23 protein-coding genes are annotated in these 24,997 nt (G+C 53.1%); 10 read left to right on the top strand and 13 right to left on the bottom strand.

The annotated features are described in order from the left end of the window. Positions 1–74: 74 nt before the first annotated feature. The gene (locus tag ABF287_RS14345) at positions 75–1,025 is read right to left on the bottom strand and encodes an MYG1 family protein (protein ID WP_347185681.1); all 951 of its coding nucleotides are present in this window, start codon (positions 1,023–1,025) and stop codon (positions 75–77) included. Between the two features lie 117 nt (positions 1,026–1,142). Next, a complete protein-coding gene (locus tag ABF287_RS14350; RefSeq protein ID WP_347185682.1) occupies positions 1,143–1,454 on the bottom strand; it encodes an ETC complex I subunit in 312 nt (103 codons plus the stop codon). Positions 1,455–1,947: 493 nt separating this feature from the next. Between ABF287_RS14350 and uvrB the strand changes: the two genes are divergently transcribed. Together uvrB and ABF287_RS14360 are read left to right on the top strand one after the other, a co-directional pair. Continuing rightward, entirely contained in the window at positions 1,948–4,161 is a 2,214-nt protein-coding gene (gene uvrB, locus ABF287_RS14355) for an excinuclease ABC subunit UvrB (RefSeq protein ID WP_347185683.1), read from the top strand. A 66-nt stretch (positions 4,162–4,227) separates the two neighbouring features. Continuing rightward, entirely contained in the window at positions 4,228–4,620 is a 393-nt protein-coding gene (locus ABF287_RS14360) for a hypothetical protein (protein WP_347185684.1), read from the top strand. A 67-nt stretch (positions 4,621–4,687) separates the two neighbouring features. Here the strand turns inward: ABF287_RS14360 and ABF287_RS14365 are convergent, their stop codons facing one another. Further along, positions 4,688–5,302 carry a rhodanese-like domain-containing protein gene (locus ABF287_RS14365; RefSeq protein WP_347185685.1) on the bottom strand — a complete coding sequence of 205 codons (615 nt, stop codon included), beginning with the start codon at positions 5,300–5,302 and terminating at the stop codon, positions 4,688–4,690. Positions 5,303–5,431: 129 nt separating this feature from the next. On the opposite strand from ABF287_RS14365, the gene ABF287_RS14370 reads away from it, so the two are divergent. Beyond that, the gene (locus ABF287_RS14370) at positions 5,432–5,923 is read left to right on the top strand and encodes a pyridoxamine 5'-phosphate oxidase family protein (protein WP_347185686.1); all 492 of its coding nucleotides are present in this window, start codon (positions 5,432–5,434) and stop codon (positions 5,921–5,923) included. A gap of 66 nt (positions 5,924–5,989) precedes the next feature. On the opposite strand, the gene ABF287_RS14375 is transcribed toward ABF287_RS14370, so the two are convergent. The 3 genes from ABF287_RS14375 to ABF287_RS14385 all read right to left on the bottom strand — a co-directional run bounded on the left by ABF287_RS14375 (position 5,990) and on the right by ABF287_RS14385 (position 10,606). Then, positions 5,990–8,281 carry a glycosyl hydrolase family 28-related protein gene (locus ABF287_RS14375; protein ID WP_347185687.1) on the bottom strand — a complete coding sequence of 764 codons (2,292 nt, stop codon included), beginning with the start codon at positions 8,279–8,281 and terminating at the stop codon, positions 5,990–5,992. Between the two features lie 208 nt (positions 8,282–8,489). After that, positions 8,490–8,888, bottom strand: coding sequence for a DUF4864 domain-containing protein (locus ABF287_RS14380; RefSeq protein ID WP_347185688.1), 399 nt, complete (start codon positions 8,886–8,888; stop codon positions 8,490–8,492). Between the two features lie 74 nt (positions 8,889–8,962). Next, the gene (locus ABF287_RS14385) at positions 8,963–10,606 is read right to left on the bottom strand and encodes a lysine--tRNA ligase (RefSeq protein ID WP_347185689.1); all 1,644 of its coding nucleotides are present in this window, start codon (positions 10,604–10,606) and stop codon (positions 8,963–8,965) included. Positions 10,607–10,796: 190 nt separating this feature from the next. On the opposite strand from ABF287_RS14385, the gene ABF287_RS14390 reads away from it, so the two are divergent. Then, complete coding sequence (locus ABF287_RS14390) at positions 10,797–11,219, top strand: tellurite resistance TerB family protein (RefSeq protein WP_347185690.1); 423 nt, start codon at positions 10,797–10,799, stop codon at positions 11,217–11,219. Positions 11,220–11,389: 170 nt separating this feature from the next. Here ABF287_RS14390 and ABF287_RS14395 read toward each other — a convergent pair whose 3' ends face one another. The 5 genes from ABF287_RS14395 to ABF287_RS14415 all read right to left on the bottom strand — a co-directional run bounded on the left by ABF287_RS14395 (position 11,390) and on the right by ABF287_RS14415 (position 16,520). After that, positions 11,390–12,334, bottom strand: a complete 945-nt coding sequence (locus ABF287_RS14395) for a glycosyltransferase 61 family protein (RefSeq protein WP_347185691.1) — start codon at positions 12,332–12,334, stop codon at positions 11,390–11,392. Between the two features lie 221 nt (positions 12,335–12,555). Continuing rightward, entirely contained in the window at positions 12,556–13,581 is a 1,026-nt protein-coding gene (locus tag ABF287_RS14400; protein ID WP_347185692.1) for a hypothetical protein, read from the bottom strand. 197 nt (positions 13,582–13,778) lie between these two features. Further along, positions 13,779–15,326 (bottom strand): D-alanyl-D-alanine carboxypeptidase/D-alanyl-D-alanine-endopeptidase, encoded by a 1,548-nt coding sequence (dacB, locus tag ABF287_RS14405; RefSeq protein ID WP_347185693.1) that lies wholly within the window; start codon positions 15,324–15,326, stop codon positions 13,779–13,781. Positions 15,327–15,409: 83 nt separating this feature from the next. Beyond that, the gene (locus ABF287_RS14410; RefSeq protein WP_347185694.1) at positions 15,410–16,015 is read right to left on the bottom strand and encodes a nicotinate-nucleotide adenylyltransferase; all 606 of its coding nucleotides are present in this window, start codon (positions 16,013–16,015) and stop codon (positions 15,410–15,412) included. Positions 16,016–16,094: 79 nt separating this feature from the next. Next, complete coding sequence (locus ABF287_RS14415) at positions 16,095–16,520, bottom strand: GFA family protein (protein ID WP_347185695.1); 426 nt, start codon at positions 16,518–16,520, stop codon at positions 16,095–16,097. Positions 16,521–16,724: 204 nt separating this feature from the next. On the opposite strand from ABF287_RS14415, the gene ABF287_RS14420 reads away from it, so the two are divergent. The 4 genes from ABF287_RS14420 (at position 16,725) to ABF287_RS14435 (ending at position 21,549) form a co-directional block, all read left to right on the top strand. Beyond that, on the top strand, positions 16,725–17,525 hold the full coding sequence (locus tag ABF287_RS14420) for a mechanosensitive ion channel family protein (RefSeq protein ID WP_347185696.1): 801 nt from the start codon (positions 16,725–16,727) through the stop codon (positions 17,523–17,525). Between the two features lie 321 nt (positions 17,526–17,846). After that, positions 17,847–18,755, top strand: a complete 909-nt coding sequence (locus ABF287_RS14425) for a hypothetical protein (protein ID WP_347185697.1) — start codon at positions 17,847–17,849, stop codon at positions 18,753–18,755. 373 nt (positions 18,756–19,128) lie between these two features. Next, positions 19,129–20,784, top strand: a complete 1,656-nt coding sequence (gene ettA, locus ABF287_RS14430) for an energy-dependent translational throttle protein EttA (RefSeq protein ID WP_347185698.1) — start codon at positions 19,129–19,131, stop codon at positions 20,782–20,784. 153 nt (positions 20,785–20,937) lie between these two features. Beyond that, a complete protein-coding gene (locus ABF287_RS14435; RefSeq protein ID WP_347185699.1) occupies positions 20,938–21,549 on the top strand; it encodes a type VI secretion system-associated protein TagO in 612 nt (203 codons plus the stop codon). A 197-nt stretch (positions 21,550–21,746) separates the two neighbouring features. Here the strand turns inward: ABF287_RS14435 and ABF287_RS14440 are convergent, their stop codons facing one another. Next, complete coding sequence (locus tag ABF287_RS14440; protein WP_347185700.1) at positions 21,747–22,226, bottom strand: DUF2938 domain-containing protein; 480 nt, start codon at positions 22,224–22,226, stop codon at positions 21,747–21,749. A gap of 276 nt (positions 22,227–22,502) precedes the next feature. Here ABF287_RS14440 and ABF287_RS14445 point away from each other — a divergent pair, with 276 nt between their 5' ends. Next, the gene (locus ABF287_RS14445; protein WP_085848732.1) at positions 22,503–22,709 is read left to right on the top strand and encodes a cold-shock protein; all 207 of its coding nucleotides are present in this window, start codon (positions 22,503–22,505) and stop codon (positions 22,707–22,709) included. 134 nt (positions 22,710–22,843) lie between these two features. Here ABF287_RS14445 and ABF287_RS14450 read toward each other — a convergent pair whose 3' ends face one another. Beyond that, positions 22,844–23,353: a PhnA domain-containing protein gene (locus tag ABF287_RS14450; protein ID WP_347185701.1), complete on the bottom strand. Its 510-nt coding sequence runs from the start codon at positions 23,351–23,353 to the stop codon at positions 22,844–22,846. A 149-nt stretch (positions 23,354–23,502) separates the two neighbouring features. Here ABF287_RS14450 and ABF287_RS14455 point away from each other — a divergent pair. After that, on the top strand, positions 23,503–24,997 hold a 1,495-nt coding region (locus ABF287_RS14455), incomplete at its 3' end, for a BamA/TamA family outer membrane protein (protein WP_347185702.1).

Below are 24,997 nucleotides of genomic sequence, written 5' to 3' on the forward strand. Positions count from 1 at the left end.
CAAATGGCAGCGCCCTTCTCAGACCCCAACCTGCCGCTGGATTTGGGCCACGCCATGCGGGCTCAAACGCCCGCTTATTCGGCGGGTGCTAGGGGCGCCTCGGCGTCCTTCGCGACTTCGACCACAGCCAACTCAGCCATTTTCATAATCGCATCGCGCGAGTCGGCAACCGCAATAAATCTAGCGTTGTGACAGAACTTTGCGCCCTTAACGCCGGAAGCCTCTTCAAGCGCTGCATCGCTCAATCCAGCCCAAGCGGCAGGCAAATCGGCGCGCTGTTCAAAGGTGTCGTTTGACAACTTTATACCGCCCATCGTCCAATCATCGCCGCGCGGGTTCACCACAAACAAAATGTGATCCGCCTCGGCCTTATCAAGCGCAGAGCGGTACGGCATGCCCATTGGCAATTCGAGAATCGGCGACGTACCTGCTTTTTCGATCGCTTCAAATACCACGCTTTGCGCACGCGCTTTGGCAGCAAGATTGCGGATTTGAGCCTCAACAAAGGCGCGCGCAATCGGCAAGGCCGCCATGAACGCATCATCATCAGCCGTGGGTGATGGATCATCAAACACAGGTTTCAAGCTGCCCAAAAGCGAAGGCAACGTCAGGATCGACAAAGGCCCTGCAACGGAAGGCTCCATCGCGCCATTGTCCAGCAAGTCGATGGGCAGAACAAATTTGGCATCAAACTTCGTGTGAATGGCCTCAATGTCTTCCGCAGGCACATCCATCGCCGCCAAATAGTCGCGGCCATAGTGCGCCCAAATAAGCCCGAAGGAACTATAAGGTTGATCATCGTCCCGCAGAGGGCTGGGGCGTTGGTGGTGGTCAAAAATCTGCGCATCCGCATCATAGGCACGACCAACATCGTAAATGATTTTGTCAGCAGAGGGCGTGATCATCGCAGCATCGCGGCTGCGCACGACGGTGGCCTGAGGGAACAAACGCGTGAGCACAACAGAGGACAAAAGTTCGTCCGCATGAAAGCCGCCAGAATGGGTAACAAGATGCGTGATGGTCATGAGGGGCTCCAAGAGGTCAGTCATAAGAAAAGGCGACCGCGCGGGTCGCCTCAAAGATCATAAGTGTTTTCAAAGTGAAACTGGCGCAGGTGTTACAACGCGCCAAACTTCAGACGATCAATGCGTCCAAACGGTGCGGCGCGACGTTGCGAAGTTTTCACCGTAGCCACCAGGGCGTACTTTGTGAGCGCGTTTTTGTGGCTCGCTGACCACGTATTCCATGCCCTTGTCTTCGGCATAGGCAATCGCAGCCTCTTTGCTGTCAAAGGTCATGCGCACTTGCGCTTGCGTGTCAGAACTGGAGGTCCACCCCATCAACGGGTCGATGTTGCGTGCTGTCGCCGGTGCAAAGTCCAAAATCCAGTTTTTGGTCTTGGCTTGACCTGACTGCATGGCATTGCGGGCTGGTTGGTAAATACGGGCGCGCATGGGTGACTCCTTGTTTGTTAGCTGCGTTATCTCCCTTTCTCATGGGCATTTCAAGTCAAACCGCGCGTTGTGCGGCTGCGAAAGCTTCCAAAAGCGCGCACAGACATCGCAATGCTGCGATCTGAGCCTTCAAAGACGTACGTTTGGGGGGAAGTGGTGCGACTGCCCGACCTAAGATGTGAAGTTTTGGGGTGGGGTGCACATCTAAGGTCAGACAGTCATTTCAGCTGCTTGCCCATTCAAGCTAGGGTGAGAAACGGATTGGTGCAAGCGAAAAATAACGCATAGGTTGTATTTATTTCAAATCATATACCCATAGGTGGCACCCCTGTGATCCGCTGATCATCATGCCGCGCGCGCATGTGAGCTGATGCAGCCGACAGGCCCAGTTTTTGAGAACCGATTGAATCTCTCCTGACAGAATCTGTCAAAGCCGCCTTGAACCTTTGCACGCAAGCCGCAACTATAGGCCAACCTCAAAGGACTTTTGCGAATGGCCTACGCCCACAACGACAAGCGCGTGCTTGATAACGCCGCGGTTTTGTCCAACCCTGCCCCAGATGTCGCTGCGCGCCCGAAACTCGAAGGCGGCAGACGATTTGTCATGCACTCCAACTTTGAACCCGCAGGCGATCAGCCGTCAGCCATCAAAGAGCTGTCCCAAGGCATCAACGACGGCGATCACGACCAAGTGCTTTTGGGCGCGACCGGCACGGGCAAAACCTTCACCATGGCGAAAGTCATCGAAGAAACGCAGCGCCCTGCCATCATCCTTGCCCCGAACAAAACCTTGGCGGCGCAGCTTTACGGCGAATTCAAAGGGTTCTTCCCTGAAAACGCTGTCGAATATTTCGTGTCCTACTACGACTACTACCAACCCGAAGCCTATGTGGCGCGCTCGGATACCTTCATCGAGAAAGAAAGCCAAATCAACGAACAGATCGACCGTATGCGCCACTCGGCCACGCGGGCTTTGTTGGAACGCGATGATGTGATCATCGTGGCGTCTGTGTCGTGTATTTATGGCATCGGGTCTGCGGAAACCTACGGCGCGATGACGCAAGATCTGAGCGTGGGCGGCGAATATGATCAGCGCCAAGTCATCGCCGATTTGATCGCCCAGCAATACAAACGCAACGATCACGGGTTTCAGCGCGGCACCTTCCGTGTGCGCGGTGACAGTTTGGAAATCTGGCCCGCCCACTTGGATGATCGCGCGTGGAAGCTGTCGTTCTTTGGCGAGGAATTGGAAAGCATCACCGAATTTGACCCCCTGACAGGCGAGAAAACCGATACGTTCAAACAGGTGCGCGTCTACGCCAACTCGCACTATGTGACGCCGCAAAAGACCATCAAACAGGCCATTGTCGAGATCAAAAAAGAACTCAAAATGCGGCTGAACCAGTTCAACAACGAAGGCAAGCTGCTTGAAGCGCAACGCCTTGAGCAACGCACGAACTTTGATCTTGAAATGCTGGAAGCCACGGGCGTGTGCAACGGCATTGAAAACTATTCGCGCTATCTGACTGGGCGCGGCCCAGGCGAACCGCCCCCCACCCTGTTCGAATTTATCCCTGACAATGCGATTGTGTTTGCTGATGAAAGCCACGTCTCTGTGCCGCAAATTGGTGGCATGTATAAAGGTGACTTTAGACGCAAAACCACGCTGGCCGAACACGGCTTCCGCCTGCCGTCTTGCAAAGACAACCGGCCTTTGAAGTTCGAGGAATGGGACGCCATGCGGCCGCAATCCGTCTTTGTATCCGCGACCCCGAAAGACTGGGAATTGGAATTGACCGGCGGTGTGTTCACCGAACAGATTATTCGCCCAACGGGGCTTTTGGACCCTGTGGTGGAAATCCGTCCTGTGGACACGCAGGTCGATGACTTGCTGGATGAGGTACGTAAACAGGCGGCGAATGACTCCCGCGTTTTGGTGACCACTTTGACCAAACGCATGTCCGAAGACCTGACGGAATATCTGCACGAACAAGGCGTTCGGGTGCGCTATATGCACTCGGAAATTGACACCATTGAGCGGATCGAGATTTTGCGCGATCTGCGCTTGGGCGCGTTTGATGTGCTGATCGGGATCAACCTGTTACGCGAAGGTTTGGACATCCCCGAATGTGGGCTTGTGGCGATTTTGGATGCGGATAAGGAAGGTTTCTTGCGCTCTGAGACCTCGCTTATCCAAACCATCGGCCGCGCTGCGCGCAACGCCGAAGGGCGTGTGATTTTGTATGCCGATAAGATCACCGGATCGATGGAACGCGCCATGGGCGAGACCGAGCGCCGCCGCGCCAAACAGATCGCCTATAACGAAGAACACGGCATCACGCCGCAGACGGTGAAAAAGAACGTCGAGGATATTTTGGCGGGGCTCTACAAAGGCGACGTCGACATGAACCGCGTCACCGCCACCATCGACGCGCCGCTCGCGGGGGGCAATTTGGCCACCGTGCTGGAAGGCCTACGCGCCGATATGCGCAAAGCCGCCGAGAACCTAGAGTTCGAAGAGGCCGCAAGACTGCGCGACGAAGTCAAACGACTGGAAGCCGTGGAACTTGCCGTGGCCGATGATCCGCTAGCAAAACAAGCCGATGTCGAGAAGGCCGTTGTTGATGCCAAGACTGCCTCAGGCCGCTCCACAGCAGGCCGAGGCGGCATGCGCGGCGGGAATAATGGACGGCGGGGGAAGAGGTAGATATATTTAGTCCCAAAAACCTAATTTGAATAGCGTTCAAATCCTAAGAATTTATTTGGAGTAAAGATGAGAAAAATTCTATTTGCACTACCTCTATTGTTAATAGCTTGTTCCGGCACAATGACAGGACAGATCCGAGGGACGGGTGAAAGAGTACAGTTCAATTATGAGCAAGGTTTAGACCACGACATCTACACTTCTATTATCGGTTCAGAACGTTTTTCTGGAAAAGCAATCATGGACGGGTCTTCATCAACATACGCCACGGCATTCGGCGGAGGGATTTCAGATCTCTTCGGCACCTCAACAACCAACCGGTTTGTCGCTGTTCTCCTAGGTGACAAAGGGAGTTCTCTAAACTGCCGAATGCGTTACGCAGATTCTTCAGGATTTACGACATCTGGTGGGGTCGGAGAGTGCAGACACTCTGACGGACGGATCATTGACATAGTTTGGTAAAAATCCTGCGAAGTCATCTCATTCTACACTTCATGAGAAGTGCAAAATGACCTCCATGTGATTGCCCCTACTCCGTCACCGTCAAACCCAGCATCCGCCAGACTTGCATGCCACCTCGGTAGTAGGAAATCTTCTCTGCGGGAAAGCCTGCTTTGATCATGCGGCGGGCGGCTGTGGGGGATTGGCCGCACCATGGACCGTTGCAGTAGAGTGCTACTGATTTGACCGCCTCGCCTTCGCAGATGAACCCGTCAAAATCGATCTCGCAGCCCAATTCATCCAGACGATCCGCAGCTTCGGTATAGGGGATGTTCACAGCGCCCGGGATTGCGCCGCCTTCAAAATTTGACGTCACGCGGCTGTCGATCACCAAGGCCGCTGGGTCTTGCAGCATGGCGATCAGTTCCAATTCACCAATCGTGGTGACGCCTTCTGCGGGCGTCATCGGCTGGATGCAAAAGTTCGGACAGGGCCGCGAGGTGCGCGCCCATTCGCCGCTGACCATGTTGGCTTCGTCTTGGTTGCGCGAAATGGTTTGAACGCCCGTATCGGTGGGAATATCGAACGCCATGACGTCGGGCGTGATGCCGACAGTATCCGCCGCCCAAACAGGTGTTGCCATCGAGGCAAGTATGCTGACGACCAAGACCTTGATGCTGTTTGATGATGTGTTGAGTGTCATTGTCATCTCCTCCCAAAGATATTCATGAAACGCTTGTGAGGATGGTGTCACATTTTACAGTGCATTGCACTGCGACGCGTCGAAGCGGTGGCGTGATGACAGGCGCGGTTGTGCGGGGTATGGTTTGGAATGACTGAAAAATCCCAATCGACCATTCGCCAGACGGACGACGCGGCCCGCGCATTGGCGCGCGAGCTGATTGGCACCGCACGCCACGCAGCCCTTGCCGTGCTAGATGAAGCCCAAGCACCAAGTGTGACACGCATCGCATTTGGTCTCGGCCCAGATGGTATGTTGATGTCGCTCGTCTCGGATCTTGCGGCACATACCAAGCGGCTAAGGGCGCATCCGAGATGTGGGCTTTTGGTTGGGGATCCACCCGACAAAGGCGATCCTTTGGCATTTGCGCGCCTTTCGATTGCAGCAGAAGTGCGCTTTTTGCCGCGCGATGATCCCAATCATGCGGCGCGCAGAGAGGCGTGGCTAAAAACTCACCCAAAAGCAGCGTTGTATATCGATTTTGGGGATTTCAATTTTGTCCAGTTCACACCGCTGCATGCTGATTTGAACGGCGGATTTGGCAAGGCGTATCAGCTCACTCAAGATGATCTGTTGCCATAAAGAACCCCCTCGAACGGCGTGAGCTATTCGAAGGGGTAGAGATTGTAGTCGTTACACCGCTGTCGTCTAGATGGGGTTATCGATCCGGATCATCGCACGAACCGAGCCTTTGGTCGACTGCGGGAACGTCAGTTGGATCTGGTTGGAGCTGGATCCATAGTTGTTCGTCACATAGGGAATAGTCCCGACGGCATTGTTGCCACTGTTTTGCAAAGGACCGACAAAGACCAAGGATTCAACGGTGCGCGCCCATCCGCCGAAGGGAAGATAACGGCTTGGGTCCAATGTCCAATTTGTCGCTGCGGACGACTGTGTGAACTCAAGCGACACAGGGTTGAAACACGGATCTGACACGCCATTGAAGGTGTTGCCCTCGAACACGATATTGCGCATGCGCGACATGTCGAGCGTTGCAAACGTTGTATCCACCTTCTCTATGCGGTCCAAGTTGCCATTGATCGATTTGAAGGTATTGCCCGTAACAGAAAGCCCCTGAATGAAGTGCCCAGGGCCATAGGGTTTGACCACGATCCAACTGGACCAATCTGCGGCATCACTCATGCGGAATATGTTGCCTGTCACCGTTAGACCGCCAAAGGAGAATTCCACGCCGAAATCAGGGTTCGCATCGTGTTCGTTGGTCATTTCGATAAACGCGTTATCGATGTAGTTACCGGTGATGACGCTGTTCACATTTGGATAGGTGAACACCACACCTGCCATACGTGGACTGTCTGCATCATTGTCACCTTGGAACCAGTGGTTGCCCGTGAACAGGTGCCCAGACCCGAACAAGATGCCTGTGTGACCAAACCGCTGAAAACGCGATTCACGAATTTTCGCATCGTTGGCATTGACGTTGAATGCGATAGACAGACGATTTTCGGCGCGCACGGATTGCTCGCTGGATACAAAGAAACAGCGGTCAATCACCAAGTCCTGACACCCCGAACCAGGCGACGTTACGCCGCGAAGCGGAACGGACTTGAAGTGGCAGTCACGGACCTGAAAGGTATTGCCGGTGATGGGCAACATGATCGCCGATGCGAGGCCGTTGCACAGAAACTCCACATCATCGATGATAAACTGTGACATCTTTGAGAAGCCGCTGAAGTCCAGCACGTATTTGTTGCGCGTAAACGTGTAAGTTTGGTTCGAATCTGCATCATATAACGGCTGGCTTAGGACCAGAGTTTGCGCACCAACATCGATCGAGCGCACGTAGACCTCGCGGCCAATCCCGTTGCCAGTCACAAGGCTGCCTACGGCAATATTCGCGATATTTGTGACATTTGTCAGCTGTTTGTCAGATGAAGTGGAGTAGGACGCCGTCGATGTGACCACATCCGCATCCCAGTCCGTAGAGGGCTGACAATTGAGCTGGCCGTTGCGAATGATGCGGCGCACTTCGAACACTTCTTTGTTGCCAACAATCGCCTGCAAGTCCATTGGTGCCGTCAGCTCGATGCGGCGACCACACAGATCAAGACTGTCGTGATCGGTGAAATTGAGCAAGGCTTGGAACGCTTTTTTGAAGGCCAAAGGCTCATCGCCGAAGGCATCAATATATGAGTTCAAATGATATCCTCGACGCAGCGCCAAGCGCACATCATCGGCCATTGTCATCGTGCCTTCAAAAATAGGCTCGTGCAACAATGTCAGGCTGCTCGTCAAAAGGTAAGTGCCCTCTGGCACCATGATTTTACGACCGTCCGCAGCCGCATCAGCCGCTTCAAAGGCAGCATTACAATCCGTGACACCATCGCCAACAGCACCATAATCGCGCACATCGACCACGCCGACGCTTTCGGCCAAGAAGAACGTTGTGACGTCTTCAACTTTGATGTCGTCAATACGAACAGTGCCACCATTTGCGCCGACCAGATCAAGGCCAAAATGCCCGTACACGGCCTCGAGCCCCCAAGGCATGTCAACACCACCGCGTGCGCCCGTCCCCACAATGGCAGAGATTTCAACCACCTCACCATAGGCGGTCAGCGCCACTTCTGGGCCCGTTTCCGTCACACCGCCGACATGGTTCAATGAGCTGTTGCCAGCCCAGCCCGCGATCCGCACAGATGGCAAATTGCCTGACACAGCTTTGACGCGGGCAGTGATTTGCAAATACATGCCCGGCTGCAACGGCGTTTCGCCCATGTATCGCAATTTTGTCGTCGTGTCTTGTTTCACGATCTCAAGCGCGCCGCCGAAATCGGGATCAGCCGCGACAAAGGCCGCATTTCCTGCACTCGCATAAGTCGCCGAGCCCGGCGTCCCGTCTTCGCTGGACCATACGCCCAAACCGCTCACAAACGCTGGTGGCATCAGCACCAGCCCCTCAGTAATGGCCTTGTTCATCCGAACCCCTTTCACACATCCATTTGGTCACATGCGCAACTGGTCCGGCGAGGCATTCGCTGGCCCAAGGAATTGTCTCTCAATTTGAAAGCCGTGGCAGCGCATGCCCAGACAGCGAATGTTCTACGCCATGGGGATAACGGTGCACTTAAGGGGGCGTACGCAGGTCAAACTCTGCGCGCAACAGTCGTCAATGGGTGGGGGTCGATTACACGCCCACTTCGTTTAAGGGCACAAGCCGAACGCCATTGATTTTCCAGTTTTCGTTGAGGCGCAGCATGTCATACTCATACGCCAAACGCTTGCCATCCGGACCTGTCACGATCACAGTTTGGCGCACCCGAGCCCCTTGTTCATAACGATCCGAAAATTCCACGGCCCCAGGCGACCAGAGCGACGGATAGCCACGCTCCACCATCATCGCAAAGTTCAAGGGCGTGCCGAACATGCCTTGGATCTGAGGGCTGGCAAAAGAAAAAGCGCGCGGTGCATCGCGATCGAAAAAAGCATCAAGCTGCTCTTCGATGACATCCGTAACAGGGTCCGCAAACGCCAAAAGCGGGGTTGAAAGACCGATGAATGCCGACAAAAACAGATGTTTAAACATAGTTGAGCCTCCGGAGTTCTAGACGACATCTAGCGCTTCGGAGGCTCTTTTCAAGCTGTGCTCAGCAAGGGTGATTACAGCAATTCGCCGTTCAAGCCCTGTTCGATCAAGGCGATGCTTTCGTCCACACCGTAAAGCGCAACAAAGCCACCAAAACGCGGGCCTTGGGACGCGCCCAAAAGCACTTCGTACAGCGCTTTGAACCAATCACGAAGGTTCTCGAACCCATGGTTTTTACCAACAGCGAACACGATAGACTGCAAGAAATCGCCATCTGTCATATTGGCTTCTGGCAAGGCTTCGTCTTTGCCCATCATAGCGTTTTTCTTTGCGATCTGTTCAAGCGCCGCCTCAGGGGATGCCAAGGCCGCCTTCAAATCGACAAGTGCTGCACGCTCTTGATCACTTGGTGCGCGGAAGGTTTTTTCTGGCTTCACAAAGTCATTGTAATACGCAACCGCATAGCCTGCTGCTGCATCCAAACCAGGGTGCGTTTCAGCCGTTGCCTCAGGTGCATAGCGCTGAATAAAGCCCCACATTTGCTCTTTCTCTTCGGCATTCGCTACAGAGGCCAAGTTCAACAACATGGTGAACGGCACGACCATGTCTGAGGCAGGCACATCTTTGCCGTGGATGTGGAACACAGGGTTCGCCGCTTGCTGGTCCACAGTCTGCGTTGGATAGGCGCGCAGCTGCTGGTGGTATTCATCCATCGCGCGCGGGATCACATCGAAATGCATGCGCTTCGCCGTTTTCGGCTTTTGGAACATGAAGTAGCTCAAGCTTTCAGTCGACGCATAGGTCAGCCATTCGTCAATCGAAAGGCCATTGCCTTTGGACTTGGAGATCTTTTCACCGTTGCTGTCCAAGAACAACTCATAGCTAAAGTTCAATGGGCGCTTGCCGCCCAAGATATCACAAATGCGACCATAGATCGGCGCGTTGGTTGAGTGGTCCTTGCCGAACATCTCAAAGTCCACGCCCAAAGCCGCCCAGCGCGCGCCAAAATCAGGCTTCCACTGCAGTTTCACATTGCCGCCGGTGACAGGCAGGGTCCATTCCTTGCCGTCTTCGTCGTCGAACGTGATGGTGTAGTCGTCTTTGTTGACGGACTTCATCGGCACATACAAAACGCGACCCGTTTCAGGGTGGATCGGCAAGAAGATAGAATAGCTCGCGGCGCGTTCTTCGCGCAGGGATTTGAGCATGACTTTCATCACGTCGTCATACTTGTCGACAGCGCGTTTCAAAATCTCGTCGAACTTACCATTTTTGTAGTAATCCGTCGCAGAATGGAATTCGTAGTCAAACCCAAACGTGTCAAGAAAGCGACGCAGCATGGCGTTGTTGTGGTCACCAAAGCTGTCATGGGTACCAAAAGGATCAGGCACAGCGGTCAGCGGAAGCTGTTCTGCCTCTTTCATCATCTCTTGGTTTGGCACATTGCTTGGCACTTTGCGCATGCCATCCATGTCGTCTGAAAAACAGATCAAACGTGTCGGGATATCGGAAATCACTTCAAAGGCGCGGCGTACCATAGTGGTGCGCAACACTTCGCCAAAGGTGCCGATATGCGGCAAGCCAGACGGACCATATCCAGTCTCGAAAAGCACATAGCCTTTCTTGTCCTTGGATTGCTCATACCGTTTGAGAACGTTGCGGGCCTCTTCAAAAGGCCAAGCTTTGGAGCTCATACCAGCAGTGCGCAGGTCAGTCATGATAGCAATCCTTGAAATCAGATACGCGACCCCCATTGGCCGCAAGTGCCCCATGTATTGCCCCGACGGGTTTTGGTCAACACAGAGGCGCCAACATATATAGGTTAAAAGCCGCGCAAATGCGTTACGGCGCTTGATTGAGACCTCTGGCACCCATATCTTGGGGCTATCGCCACCCAAAGGACAAATCATGACCGATACCGCCCATTCCCTCTCTGCTCAAGATTGCCTCGTTGCAGTCATGATCGCCGTATCGATGTCTGACGCCAATGTGCGCACGTCTGAACTTTTGGCGATCGAAGCGATGATCAACCACCTGCCCGTCTTTGCGAATTTCGACCCAGATCGGATCAAAACAGTATCCGCTATCGTGATCGAGCTGTTCTCAGAAGAGGACGGCTTGGACGCCCTGTTTGGGTTGGTACGTGACAATCTGCCAGAGACGCTGTTTGAAACTGCCTATGCGCTGGCCTGCGACATCGCAGCCGTAGACGGAACCATCCGCGAAGCCGAACTGCGTATTCTCGAAGAAGTGCGTTACGAGCTCAACATCGACCGCTTACACGCAGCCGCAATTGAGCGCGGCGCACGGGCACATTACGTCACGATGTAGGACTGATTTGGACACGCGGCATTGGGTGGAAAGTTTAAGCGCGCTATCTCTACTTTCATGAACCGATGATTTTTGCGCTGCACGGGTGTGCGTCCCCCTCGCTAGGACAAGCCCGCCAACGCAGGCCAGCCATTTACAACTGGGCCCAGAAAGACGCCATCACTCTGAGTTTATGACAAGATTTTGCGCTGCAATTCTTCAACGCCTTCTGCGACATCAACCTCAGACAGCGTAGGCAAATCAAAGTCCAGCCCAACCAAGCCATGAAACCGCAGTTGGCGGGACAATGACACAAAGTCCAAGACCGCGTTTCCAATTGCATGCTTAGATCCTGGCGCTACAAATCCATACTCGAATGCGTCAAGGTCTATTGCTCTCGCCCCATGGAATGCTCTGCAATGGTTTATAATCCCATGGTTTTTGTCGCGACGACGGATCACGCCTATCTTACAATTCTGGTTGGCGGCATAGGCAACCAGATGAAATGCAGAGCCTTCAACACCGACGATGATTTGCGCAGCACTTATGCGAGCAATTTGCTCGTCGATCGAGTGATTCTGGGGATGAATGATCGAAAAACCGTCACGTTCTAGCTGTGTCTCAAGCAGCTTCTCGTGTACAATTTGTCCTGGGGAACTCAACATTGCACTGCGCGAAATATAAAGCTTGTCATCCCCATTTGGTGCGACCCTCTTGGTAAACCGTTTGCGTGCGAAGTATCGGAATTCCGGACAACCAACCGCAAGTTCACCTGCACCACATCCTTGAGGTGGAATGAATAGCGTTTCAAAGCGCGTCGGTTTCGAAATGATTTCAGGGGATGGCAAGCCGTCAAACAGATCGTAGAGCGCGCGCCCCCTAGAAACGAGACGCTTAGGGTTGAAAGCCTTTAAGGGCCGACCTGGCATATAGACAACGCCACTGATCGGTACATCGATATAGTCCAGCGCCCAAAGCCGAGCGACAGATTCGACCAAGAAATGACCAAATCGTAAATCATAACGCCCACCAAAAAGCCAATTCCCAGGCCTATGCTCCGCATCTTCTGTCAGCTTTGGAGACGGTTTGCCCGTTGGATTGCGGTTTTCATCAATGTAGCACGCTGAGTTTTGCACGAAACCACCATCAGAGCGCAAAACGCCTCCAAGAAATGGCCCGCGGCGCCTGGAAAAACCGTCTACGGGAACAAATGTCGCATTTGTTTGTTTCTCAATCTGCAGAGAAAGAGGGTAGTCACGGTCAATTCGATACAACTCTGTCATGCTACCCCAATTTCTAAACTCAAGCCAAATCCGCAGAGTGAGTGCACAATTTGTTGTGCGCCCCGCATTTGGACCTAAAGCGCAGCCTCAATCTTGGCTACACGCCGGTCAATATCCACCAAAAGTCCTGAAAGTATGTCGACAACGTCGGAGGCTTCAAACCTAATTTTGCTAAGATCAACAAATTCGTCACCGTTCTCAGACAATTGGTAGAGGTTTTCACCCCCCACAAAATGCTTGAAGAATTCTTCGTTGTCATCGTGGAAAAAGTCTACGATTTCTTGTTTAAAGCGCGGTGGCAAAATGACCTGTTGCGAATGGATTTTGGCCCGCCCTGCCTTGTGACTGCTTTCAACAAGCATATCCGAAAATTTCATCCGTGGGCCGTGTTTATTGATCTCCATCATCAAACGTATTTCCATCGGCGACGGGCTCAAATTTATCTGTGCGTCAGATGCAAGACCTTCTTTTGGAACTTGCGCGCCAATCATATCTAAAAACATCCCCATCAATCCGCTCGGGTGGGTTTTTGAAAGCTCATACGGTTGAATAGAAATTTTCACGTCAGGCATCGCATGCGATAACTTAGTGAAATGAGAAAAATACATTAGGCGATTCTTATGTTTTTCCCATGACGGGAAATATTCATCTGGAAATTGCTGCAAACCATGCCGCTTGATTTTTTGAACGTAGTCGGAAACCAGAAAAGAGGTTTGCTCTCGGGTGAAAAAAACCAGCTGGACATCGCCTTCCGCTGACAACTCATCCACAAGTTTCGCCAAATTTTGAACGGGCAGTGTTGAAAAAAATTCGGTTGAAAAAATCACATGCCCTTCGGCGGCCCGGATCGCCTTCACCGCGGCACTCAACGTTTTTTTGCGTCTTTCAACATTCCTATCGCCACGCATCTGGCCATAGGACTGCGCCAATGCCACGCAATTTCCAGAACTAATTTTCCCCTGCTCAGCGAGAGCAAATCCGCCCATCCTGATATAGTCAAATCCAAATTGTAAAAGAGTTTCGCGGCTCTGTGACAATTGAACCTGCAGTGCTGATGATCCTGTTTTGCGCATGCCGCAGTGCAATATGATCTTTTTCATGGCGCTCAGGACTCTGGAATTGTTTCAATAGTGGATCGAGACCAAACCATTGCACTATCCTTTAGACTTGGTCAACTTTCTGTTTTTGAAGTACATATTGCGTTTTCGCAAATGCATGGATTACTTCAATTTTGCTGCAAACGTGCCATTTTTAAAATCCTTCGCAATGGCATTCTGTGCACTTTCCCTATAGACACCTAACTGCCGTAGACCCCCGCCCAGCGTCGGATCAACGCATGATGCAGCCTTTTGGCGCGCGTGTTGAATGTCTTGGCGCCGCGTGGCACTTCTTCGCCATTGGCCTTTGCCACTGCGCGGCGCGGCAAATCAGCGGCAAACGCTGCAAACGCCATCTTAGACCCATCCGAGGCCGTTACATAGCCCGCCAGAGTAGAGACAAAATCCAATGTCCCCGTTTTGGCTTGAATATCGAAGGTTGGGTTTTTGACGGCGTTATAGTCGTCATCGCGCGGCACAATCGTTTTCAACAGGGGGCCAAGCAGCGCCTCAACGCCATCCGCAGACAACAAGCGCACCATGTCGGTCGTCGTTGTGGATGACGCGCCCCCCAGTCCGGAATGATCCACGAAACTCAGGCTGTCTGAGCCAAAACGTTCCTTGGCCCAGCCAGACATAGCCTGCGCTGAACTGTACAAATCTTGTGGATCCAGCCCGCGCGCACCACTTGCGGTCAGGCCCAAAATTTCAGCCGTCAAATTGGTCGAATATTTCAACATATGCTTGACGATTTTCGTCAAATCTTGGCTGTCGTATTGCGCGACAATCCTGTGTTCTGCCGTATCCGGTGCACGCTTTGCAATGTGCAAGGCCTGTGGCAATTCCACCCCTTGCGCCTTTGCCACCGCAACAAAGACCTCGCCCGCATAAAGCCGTGGCAAGCGCACAGGCAACCAGCGCGCGCCGCCCTTTCCAAGCGCTGATCGCGAAACGCTCCACACATCCTGCGCATTGCCAGCTTCATGATCGAACACCGGAAGGCCACGATCCACCACGCTCATCGACGCGATGCGCACATCAGGTGCGAACTTACGCGCCCGCGCGTCCATTTTCAGCGCGAAGGTATCGCCTTCTTTTTTCCACTCAAAATACACACGATTGTAATTCAAGTTCAGACCTGAAATTGACGGGTTGTAGCTGGCAAACTCCGTCTGCTGATCATCGATGATCTCAATCTGCGGCAAGGCCGTGCCATCCACATAAAAGGCCCCCGTGATGCCAGTGATGCCCAGCGCCACCAACTGCCCCGCCAATGCACCAAGCGCATCTGAATCAAGCGTCGGATCCCCGCTGCCCACCAAAATGAGATCACCCTGAACTTTGCCGTCCACCACAGGGCCGGTCGCCATCACTTTCGTGGTAAAGACAAAATCACCCCCCAAGTGTTCCAACGCGTAGATCGAAGTCACGGCCTTGGCAACGGATGCGGGCGGCAACGCCACGTCGACGCCGCGCGCTTCCAGTATTTTTCCGGTGTCATCTGCCACTGCGTAGGTTACCGCGCCCGTCAAACGCGCACGCTCTACCAGCTCAGCGCCACTTGTGTATCTCAATTTGTGCAAGCCATCTGGGCGTGGGAGCGGCAGCGGAGAGCGCATAACAGCAGGCGCACCTTGGGCGATGGCGGCGCTCGCGCCTCCGCCCAACATAAGACCCAAAGCGGCACGACGGCTTAAGCGCGATACAGGAGATGACAAAGTGGATGGCGTAGAACGAGGATCAGTCATGCGCAGAGTAAACCTTGAACTCCAAAAACCTGCAAGACTACGCCGCGACAAAACGTTGTGAATTTGCGAGCCAGCTCAGAGGGCTAGTCGCGCGTCCAGTCGCCTGCATCGCGAATTTTGGTTGAAGAGGCATCATTCATAGGCACGTTGACGAAACACCATGCTGGCGTCCCGATGCGCCCCAACAGGTGCGAGGCGCGCGCAGGTACACGTGCACGCTCATAAATGCTCGCTGCCACAGAAGTGCGCGCCGCCACCCTTTGACCGGGGCGTGCAATCACCCCAATCGGCGTGGTCGCCAAAATACCCTGCCAGTTTTGCCACAAATGGAACTGCTTGAGATTATCTGCGCCCATCAGCCAGACAAACGTAACACCGGGGTAGAGCTGATGCAGCTTGTCCAACATCTGCGCGGTGTAGCGGGTGCCAATGTGGCTCTCGATGTCAGTGACCTCAACACGCGGATGCTGCATCACACTGCGCGCGCGCTGCAACCGCTGCTCAATCGGCGCAGGGCCAACGGGCTTCAGCGGATTGGCAGGACTGACCAGCCACCACACACGATCCAGCCCGAACCGCTTGAGCGCCGCCTTGGTGATATGCACATGGCCTTCGTGCGCAGGATCAAACGATCCTCCGAGCAAACCGATCACTTGACCGGCACGAGCATATGGCAGTGCGTGACGCATGGGGCGGATGAATGAACGCTCACGCCTGCCAAGTCAATGCATGCGCTGTGCGTTTTGTGTATCCCAGCAGTTCGCCAAATCAGCCCTGTGGTTTCCACTCAGGCTGTACCTCAAACGAGGAAACGTCGTCCGGAAGCTGATCCCAGTGTGGTTTGTCGCGTGCAAAAATCACGACCTGCACATCCAATCCGTTGGCATCATCCATCGTGCCAAGCGTCAAGGTTATATGATCCGGCAGTCGGGTATTTTTCCCAAAAATCGGGCTCCCGCAGGTTTTGCAAAAAGCTTTGGTCACCTCGGACCCTGTATCTGACACATATATGTACGTGCTTAGCTCCCCGGTCATAATAACCGCATCAGAAGAGAACATAGCACCCACAGTGTGTCCTGTTCCGCTCAAACGGCGGCATTCCTCGCAATGGCATTGAGCAACAACAACTGGTGCGCCCGTGGCCACGTATGTGACCGCGCCACACATGCATTTTCCAGAAAGTGTTTTGCCCATGCCCGAGCAATAACTGAGCAACTTGGCCAGCGCAATAACGTTGGCACACTGTTCAATTGCACATTGCAAATGTGAGACTGACGCGCTCAGCGCTTAGACACCCTTTATAACTTGGGCAAAGGGGACGGCTCAGGTAAGTTTCCCCTATGAAAACTGGCGCCTTTCGCCATATATCGCCGCAACATTTATTATCACGAGGGACCCATGGAAAACGTATCAAATTCGCTTGGTTGGCTGCAGGCCAATCTTCTCAATCTTGTGCTTGTCGTACTCATCGCCATCGCGGCGTATTGGGCTGCTGGCATGGTCAAAAAATTCATCGTTCACTTGGGTAAGTCTTACGAACACCTAGACGAAACACTGTTCCATTTTCTCGGCTCCATCGCGCGCTATGCCGTGATGATCGTCGCTGGCCTCATGATCCTTGATCGCTTTGGCATTCAAACCGCGTCTTTGGTGGCGATCTTGGGTGCCGCAGGGCTGGCCGTTGGCCTTGCGCTGCAAGGCACACTAACATCCTTGGCGGCTGGCGTGATGCTGATCTTGTTCCGCCCTTACAAAGTGGGTGACTTCGCTGAAGCTGCTGGCACATTCGGTAAAATCGACGCGATCACTTTGTTCACAACGGACCTGATCACATTCGACAACCAGCACATCATCATCCCCAACTCTGAAATCTGGGGCGCGAAAATCATCAACCACTCACACCACGCAGTGCGCGGCGTCGATCTGGTGGCCTCTGTGGCCTACGGCTCTGACATAAAAAAAGTCAAAGCCTCTATCGCTAAGGTTCTCAAAGCCAATGAACACGTTCTGGCCGACCCAGCGCCATTCGTAGAAGTCGAAACCCTCGGCGCGTCTTCCGTTGATCTTCTGGTGCGTCCTTTTGTGAACGGCGAAAACTATTTCGACGCCAAATATTCCTTGCCACAAGCGATCTACGAACAGTTCGCCAAAGATGGCATCGAAATCCCATTCCAACAAATCGTTATCCACAACGCGTAACTTCGCTATTTTCAATGATGAGATGGAGCGCCCTCCTTTTTGGGGGGCGTTTTTTTTGGGGGGCGTTTTTTGTGGGATTTTGGAATAGTTCGGCCCTAAACCTTGGGCGCCGCAGTCAAAAACAAATCAATGCTCGCCACTTTAAAAAGTGGGGCCAAAGGGATCTTCGCAAGCTGCGCTTCAAGACACTCATGCGAACATTCTACATGCAATGTGCCGGCCAACGTTGCACTGCAGCAACTCAACGTAAATTTAAACATTTTTCAGTCGAAAGGACAGCTGAGCCTGTTAATAGTTTGTTAACTTTTTTGGAGAGAACACATGAAAAAATTTGCCCTAGCCCTTTCTGGCTTGGCTGCAATTTCAGCAGCACCAGCCGTCGCCGAAACAACTTACTTGTCTTTTAGCTTGGATTATTCTCAGCTAAACATTGAAAATGAAAAATTCACTTCAAAGTTCAAACAAACATCTGCCGCCGCAGCTTTTGAACGCACGTCGGGCAAATTCACATACGGCGGTGAGCTGAAAACTATACGCAACTCAGTTGACTATGGTCGTGGATCCGACGATTGGAGCTTCAATGGTGCTTCAGCATATCTAGGATATGATGTTACATCAGCGATCACAGTCTTCGCGTCAGCGTCTATTTTTGATGATTACGAAGAATTGCGGACCTTAACTGCAGGCGCTGAATATACGTCCGGTGCATATACCTTTGGTGCAGCATACAGCACCAACGAATACGAGGGCGGTTATGACTTTGACACCAAGTACCTCTACGTAGAATACAACACAAACGACATGTCTGCTTATGGCGCTGTGATGTTTGACTCAGGCGATGAAATCTACTTCGCCGGCATTTCTCGTGATGTTGAAGCATACCAAGTCGACTTGGATGTCGTGCATTCTGACTTCTTGGACATTTATGCGCTGTCCGGCTCTTACAACATCCGCGACAACCTGCGCTTGAACGGGGCTGCTACTCGATACGATTTTGGTTTTGGCCCCCAAGTGACAGAACTTAGCCTTGGTGCTGGCTACATGGTTGGTGAAAACGTCTGGATCGATGCATCCTATGAGCTCAGTGACGACGACCGTGATAGCTTTTCCGGTTTTGGTCTGAAAGTGTCATACGAAATTGGCAAACCTGGTGTTCGGGCAGCCGATCGCGTCGCTACACCAATGGACTTTTACGAGTTGTTTCCGTCGTTTTTCTATGGCCCGACCTAACGCTTTAGGCATCATCGAAGACGACAAGAAGGGCAGCATCGCGCTGCCCTTTTTTCATGTCGAGGCGCTAGAACCGAGCGGCACTGGTGTTGGGTTGAAAGTGCTAGCAACCCTAAGCATTCGGATGTTATCGCGCAGTAAAGCATAGGCAGTTTTCGCCGAGCAAGCGGCGTGTCGCGTAAATTTATGCTTGGGGCCAAAACAGTCACACCGCTTGTGTGCTCTTGGTCTTGCCTCGCAGCAGCCCCCGTTTCACCAAAGCCATCCGTTTAAGTGCAGCACATTTTCATGCCCAAGCCACGCTTGCGCTTCCCCTTCCCGCCCCCACAGGGTAAACCATCCCAAATCGGTATTCTCCAAAGGAGCGCGCGGCATGGCTGCTAATAAATTCGTTTACTTCATGGACGGCGTGTCCAAGACCTACCCTGGCGGGAAAAAGGTGTTTGAAAACATCCGTCTGAACTTTCTGCCCGGTGTGAAAATCGGTGTGGTCGGCGTTAACGGCACGGGTAAATCCACGTTGATGCGCATTATGGCGGGTCAGGACAAGGAATTCCAAGGTGAAGCTTGGGCGGCAGAAGGCGCGAAAGTCGGCTATTTGCCACAGGAGCCTGTGCTCGACGAAACGCTGACAGTGCGTGAAAACGTGATGTTGGGTGTGGCCGAAAAGAAAGGCATCTTGGATCGCTACAACGAATTGGCGATGAACTATTCCGACGAGACCGCCGACGAGATGGCGCAGTTGCAAGACGAAATCGACGCGCAAAACCTGTGGGATCTCGACAGCCAAGTGGACGTGTCGATGGAGGCCCTGCGCTGCCCAGCTGATGACGCGGACGTGGCAAGCCTGTCTGGCGGTGAGAGTCGCCGTGTGGCTTTGTGTAAGCTCTTGTTGGAAGCGCCTGACATGTTGCTGCTCGATGAGCCAACCAACCACCTTGACGCCGAAACCATCGCTTGGTTGCAGCAGCACTTGATCGACTACAAAGGCACCATCCTGTGTGTCACGCACGATCGCTACTTCCTTGACGACATCACAGGTTGGATCTTGGAACTCGACCGCGGCGCGGGCATTCCGTACGAGGGCAACTATTCGTCTTGGCTGGAACAAAAGGCCAAACGTCTGTCGCAAGAAGCACGCGAAGACAAATCCAAGCAGAAAACGCTTGAGCGCGAATTGGAATGGATGCGTCAGGGCCAAAAAGCCCGCCAAGCCAAGCAAAAAGCCCGTATCAACGCCTATAACGAACTCGCCAGCCAGTCAGAGCGTGACAAAGTCGGCCGCGCGCAGATCGTCATTCCGAACGGCCCACGCCTTGGCAACAAAGTGATTGAAGTCAGCGGCCTGAAAAAAGCCATGGGCGACAAGCTTTTGGTTGAAGGTCTCGAATTCTCCTTGCCACCTGGTGGCATTGTGGGCGTGATCGGGCCGAACGGCGCGGGTAAATCAACGCTGTTCAAAATGCTCACCGGCCAAGAACAACCCGATGAAGGCACAGTCGAATACGGCGACACGGTCAAGCTGTCTTACGTTGACCAGTCCCGCGACGATCTGGACCCGAACGCCAATGTGTTCGAAGCCATCGCGGACGGCCAAGACATCATCATGCTGGGCGACGCGGAAATGAACGGCCGCGCCTATTGTTCTGCCTTCAACTTCAAAGGCGGCGATCAGCAGAAAAAAGTCGGCATCCTGTCAGGTGGTGAACGCAACCGTGTGCACATGGCGCGTTTGTTGCGCTCTGGTGGCAACGTGCTGCTCCTCGATGAGCCAACCAATGACTTGGACGTCGAGACACTGCGTGCCCTTGAGGACGCCCTTACAGATTTCGCAGGCTGTGCTGTGGTCATCTCCCACGACCGCTTCTTCCTCGACCGTATCTGTACGCACATCTTGGCTTTTGAGGGCGACGCGCATGTGGAATGGTTTGAAGGCAACTTTGAAGACTATGAAGAAGACAAGAAACGTCGTTTGGGCCCTGATGCGCTTGAGCCGAAACGTTTGAAGCATAAGAAGTTTGTTAGGTAGCATTTGCCATATTGCAGCGCATTGGTAACGCACCCCCTACATCAGAAATCAATCGGGCCTCGCAGGAAACTGCGGGGCTTTTTTATTGAAATTTCAACATCTTGGCCCTACGTTCGTTCACATTATAACCCAATTACACTATAGAGAGAAAAAATGAAGACATTTCCTTTCGTAGCCTTTTTCTTGGCTTTGTCGGCCCTCCCGCAAATTGCTCTGTCACAAGAAGAGTGTGCAACCATCAAAGATGATAGTGCAAGGCTCTCATGTTTTGACATTTCTTTTGGGACTAAAAAGGTCACTACAACTACACTAAATGACAACGGAAAATGGCGAATTTCAGTGGATTCCTCCGCTTTAACTGATGAAAAATCTGTTTTCTTACAGCTAGACAGTAACGACAATATACGCGCCAAATTCGGTGCGGTCGGACCTGCTACGCTCCTTCTGCGTTGCATGGAAAACACGACGGCAGCGATCTTTCGTTTTAATGATCACCACATGGCGGACTTACAAAGCTATGGAGTTATCGAATACCGGCTCGACAAAGAACAAATGTCTAAAATTCGGACTCAGGAAAGCACGGACAACAAAGCGCTCGGCCTTTGGAGTGGCGCAAAGGCCATTCCTTTTGCAAAATCCCTATTAGGACATGAAACTCTTATCCTCCGCGCTACACCGTTTGGAGAAAGCCCTATCATATCGACGTTCGATATTAGAGGAATCGATAGTGCTATTACGGAACTTCGCGAAACCTGCAACTGGTGATCCCCCGCGACTGACCCGAGGGTGGGTGCGTGAAACGCCCTCTCCCGTCGCACCGAAGGTGCGCATTTATAATGCGGAAGGTCAGGCGCGTCACTGATGCTGAGCATCTGTGAATACCCTTAAAACTTCAACTACGTTGCTGGCTGCGCGCCTTCGATGTCGCCTTTGACCGATCGGCATATGTGCAGAGTTGGTGCTTAGGCGAGGACCAAGGCCGTGCCCCATAAGCCAAGACCAAAGGCGGTGTGTGCCAACAGGCCCATGCCACGGTTCTTCCATGGGGTCGGAGTTTTCGATAAAAACCAGCCAAGCCCCATGCCCGGATGCAAAAGACACCAGCCTCCTGCGATGGTGATGATGGCAAAGATCCACGCTGCGAAAAATGTCGGCGCGGCAAGCCAAGCTGAGCCCATAATGAGCGCAAGGATCGCGCCGTAGATCAGGCCAACAACGTAGTGAAAGATCCAGCCAATGGTGGTTTCGCGCGGCACAGGTGCGGCATCAGAGATGTTGTCGTGAAACACAGTGCCGTGGCGCAAGTGCGCAACCCAACGTCCAACATTCCCCCAATTTGGCAGACCAATCCCCAAAATACGGTTCAAAGCCAGCGCCCAAATATCCATAGCAATGGTGGCCCCAAGCCCCATTACAAGTCCCGAAATCAAAATCGTGCTCACAAGTGTGCCCTCCCCAAAACGCTACAAATAGCGTACTATACTATTGATTTCACTAGGCCTAGCACAAGCTGCCCAACGGGATCTGCTTAAAGATGCTCAAACCTGCTGTGCACGCGAATTGTCTTTCCTTGAAGCGAAATATGTGCTCTATAGGCGCTGCGACGTTATCTCTATCGACCCTTCTGTTTTCCCTTTATCCGGCACTCAGTCTTCGATCAGACCCCTGACACGCCGATCTGCCGCAATATCGTGGGCAGTGATTAAGGAGAAAATACAATGGCTAATGGCACAGTAAAATGGTTCAATTCCACTAAAGGTTTCGGCTTTATCGAGCCTGAAGGTGGCAACAAAGACGTGTTCGTACACATCTCTGCTGTTGAGCGTTCTGGCCTCACAGGTCTTCGTGACGGTGCGAAAGTTACTTTCGACATCGAAGCTGGCCGTGACGGTCGCGAATCTGCGATTAACTTGACTGTAGAATAATCTACACTCTCGTTTGAGATAACGCTCGGTGCCTCGCGCATCGGGCGTTTTTTTATGCCTGATCAACAGGTTGACATGAAAATGGCGCGAAGTTGCCCTCGCGCCTTTTGTTGTTTTAAGACAGATTGTTTCGCCTACTTCTTCTTGACGAACTCGGTCAAAATCACGATGCGCTGGCTTTCCACGCGGCCCTCAATATGGCCAGCATTGTCAGCCACCAAAGAAATACCGCGCACGGCCGTGCCGCGCTTGGCGGTAAATCCGCCGCCTTTGACGGGCAGGTCTTTGATCAGGACAACCGTATCGCCAGCCGACAAAACAGCGCCGTTGCTATCGCGGTGAATGATGTCCGGCCCGCCGGACTTGGCCCACTCTTCAACGTCAGGCTCAAGGTACAGCATATCAAGCGCATCTGCGGCCCAAGCTTCTTCCGCAAAGCGGGTGAGCAAGCGATACGACAAGACTTTCACCGCATCCGATTCTGACCACATTGAGCCTGTAAGCGCATTCCAGTGCCCCTCAGGGACAGCTTCACCTTTAAGGCCACTGGCACAGACGCCACATAGTGCCACAGTGTCGTGGCGTGGCGCGACGGCAACTTCGGTCAACGGACCTGAGGCACCGCAAATTTCACATTCAGACATAGAGCTCTCCAATATTCGTGCGGACCCTAGGCGTGTGCCCAGAGCAGAGCAAGCGACAAACCGCCTTTTCGCCCCTGTTGGCACTGGCAACCAGCTTATAAACAGCGCATATTTATCGCGAGTTCCGCGCAAACGATTGGATCAACATGATGGCCATTCAACACAGACTGATTGCAGCCGCGATTTGCGCCGTGTTTGCCGTGCCCACGCTTGCGTTTGAGGCCATATTGGACACCAACGCAGAGGGAGGATTGCGCGCGCGGCTCACAGAGTATTCTGCAGTTCTAACGGCCCAGCGCGAGGGAACGACCGAACCATCTGACATCGTTGCCGCAGTCCAATCCGACTACCGCATTTTGTTGGCGACGCTATACAGATCAGGCTACTATGGACCGACAATCCGCATTGCCGTTGACGGCCGCGAGGGCGCCGACATGCCTTTGGTCAATCTTCCCAATGCAATCTCCAACATCGTTATTTCCGTCGATACTGGCGCGAAATTCACCTTTGGCAATGCGCAAATCGGCCCCTTGGCACCCGAGACACTTTTGCCAGATGGATTTGCCAAAGGGCACACTGCAAGGTCCGGCGAAGTGGGGGCTGCCAAGGACGCTGCGATTGATGCGTGGCGCGCAGCGGCCCACCCGAAAGCTGCCCTGTCATCGCAAAACATTGTAGCAGATCATAGCGCGAAAACTTTAGACGTAGCACTTGGGCTAGCACCAGGGCCGCGCTCAAAATTCGGGACATTGCGCTTTGCGGGAACTGATAGCGTGTCATCAGAGCGGCTTTTGGAAATCACCGGAGACATCCGCAATAAATCTTTTAGCCCTGAGACGCTAGACACGGTAGCGACCCGTTTGCGGCGCACTGGAGCCTTTCAATCCGTCACCATAACCGAAGCTGAAACACTCAATGACGACGACAGTCTAGACGTCGTTGCAACGCTCACTGATGCTGCGCCACGTCGGTTTGGGTTTGGGGCTGAACTCAGCTCGCTCGAAGGCGGCACTTTGTCGACTTTTTGGCTGCATCGCAACATTTCAGGCAACGCCGATCGTTTGCGGTTTGATGGTGAGATAAGCGGCCTTGGGTCGACAACAGGCGTCGATTACACGCTCGCCTTGTCTTATCGTCGTCCAGGCACAACACGCCCTGTTTTGGCGCTGACCGCAGACGCAAAAATCGATCTGATTGATGACCCGAACTTTCGGTCCTCAACCGGTCAGTTTAGCGTGGGCGGGGAATTGACCTTCTCGGACACCGACTTTTTTAGCGCAGGCATCGGCTATCGGTATTCTGATGTGACCGATGATTTTGGGAACCGAAATTTCTCGCATTTCATCATTCCCATAGAAGGCGCCCGAGATTCACGCGACAATGCGCTTAACCCCACCAAAGGCACGTATTTTGCTGCCGAAGTCATGCCCTTTATTGGGTTCAACGGCTCATCAGATGGTTTGCGACTTTTCGCGGACACGCGCGCCTATACGGGGTTTGGCACGGACGACCAGTTTGTTCTGGCGGGGCGCATTATGGCGGGGTCGATTCTCGCGAGCGCGATTGACGAAACCCCAGCAGATTTGCTGTTTTATTCCGGTGGCGGCGGAACTGTTCGCGGGCAACCTTATCAATCTTTGAATG

Source organism: Pacificibacter sp. (assembly GCF_039769035.1).
Classification (GTDB): Bacteria; Pseudomonadota; Alphaproteobacteria; order Rhodobacterales; family Rhodobacteraceae; genus Celeribacter.

Excerpts from the sequence above, each read along its gene's own strand:
- ABF287_RS14345 (WP_347185681.1), bottom strand. The coding sequence starts at position 1,025 with ATGACCATCACGCATCTTGTTACCCATTCTGGCGGCTTTCATGCGGAC.
- ABF287_RS14350 (WP_347185682.1), bottom strand. The coding sequence starts at position 1,454 with ATGCGCGCCCGTATTTACCAACCAGCCCGCAATGCCATGCAGTCAGGT.
- uvrB (WP_347185683.1), top strand. The coding sequence starts at position 1,948 with ATGGCCTACGCCCACAACGACAAGCGCGTGCTTGATAACGCCGCGGTT.
- ABF287_RS14360 (WP_347185684.1), top strand. The coding sequence starts at position 4,228 with ATGAGAAAAATTCTATTTGCACTACCTCTATTGTTAATAGCTTGTTCC.
- ABF287_RS14365 (WP_347185685.1), bottom strand. The coding sequence starts at position 5,302 with ATGACACTCAACACATCATCAAACAGCATCAAGGTCTTGGTCGTCAGC.
- ABF287_RS14370 (WP_347185686.1), top strand. The coding sequence starts at position 5,432 with ATGACTGAAAAATCCCAATCGACCATTCGCCAGACGGACGACGCGGCC.
- ABF287_RS14375 (WP_347185687.1), bottom strand. The coding sequence starts at position 8,281 with ATGAACAAGGCCATTACTGAGGGGCTGGTGCTGATGCCACCAGCGTTT.
- ABF287_RS14380 (WP_347185688.1), bottom strand. The coding sequence starts at position 8,888 with ATGTTTAAACATCTGTTTTTGTCGGCATTCATCGGTCTTTCAACCCCG.
- ABF287_RS14385 (WP_347185689.1), bottom strand. The coding sequence starts at position 10,606 with ATGACTGACCTGCGCACTGCTGGTATGAGCTCCAAAGCTTGGCCTTTT.
- ABF287_RS14390 (WP_347185690.1), top strand. The coding sequence starts at position 10,797 with ATGACCGATACCGCCCATTCCCTCTCTGCTCAAGATTGCCTCGTTGCA.
- ABF287_RS14400 (WP_347185692.1), bottom strand. The coding sequence starts at position 13,581 with ATGAAAAAGATCATATTGCACTGCGGCATGCGCAAAACAGGATCATCA.
- dacB (WP_347185693.1), bottom strand. The coding sequence starts at position 15,326 with ATGACTGATCCTCGTTCTACGCCATCCACTTTGTCATCTCCTGTATCG.
- ABF287_RS14410 (WP_347185694.1), bottom strand. The coding sequence starts at position 16,015 with ATGCGTCACGCACTGCCATATGCTCGTGCCGGTCAAGTGATCGGTTTG.
- ABF287_RS14415 (WP_347185695.1), bottom strand. The coding sequence starts at position 16,520 with ATGGGCAAAACACTTTCTGGAAAATGCATGTGTGGCGCGGTCACATAC.
- ABF287_RS14420 (WP_347185696.1), top strand. The coding sequence starts at position 16,725 with ATGGAAAACGTATCAAATTCGCTTGGTTGGCTGCAGGCCAATCTTCTC.
- ABF287_RS14425 (WP_347185697.1), top strand. The coding sequence starts at position 17,847 with ATGAAAAAATTTGCCCTAGCCCTTTCTGGCTTGGCTGCAATTTCAGCA.
- ettA (WP_347185698.1), top strand. The coding sequence starts at position 19,129 with ATGGCTGCTAATAAATTCGTTTACTTCATGGACGGCGTGTCCAAGACC.
- ABF287_RS14435 (WP_347185699.1), top strand. The coding sequence starts at position 20,938 with ATGAAGACATTTCCTTTCGTAGCCTTTTTCTTGGCTTTGTCGGCCCTC.
- ABF287_RS14445 (WP_085848732.1), top strand. The coding sequence starts at position 22,503 with ATGGCTAATGGCACAGTAAAATGGTTCAATTCCACTAAAGGTTTCGGC.
- ABF287_RS14450 (WP_347185701.1), bottom strand. The coding sequence starts at position 23,353 with ATGTCTGAATGTGAAATTTGCGGTGCCTCAGGTCCGTTGACCGAAGTT.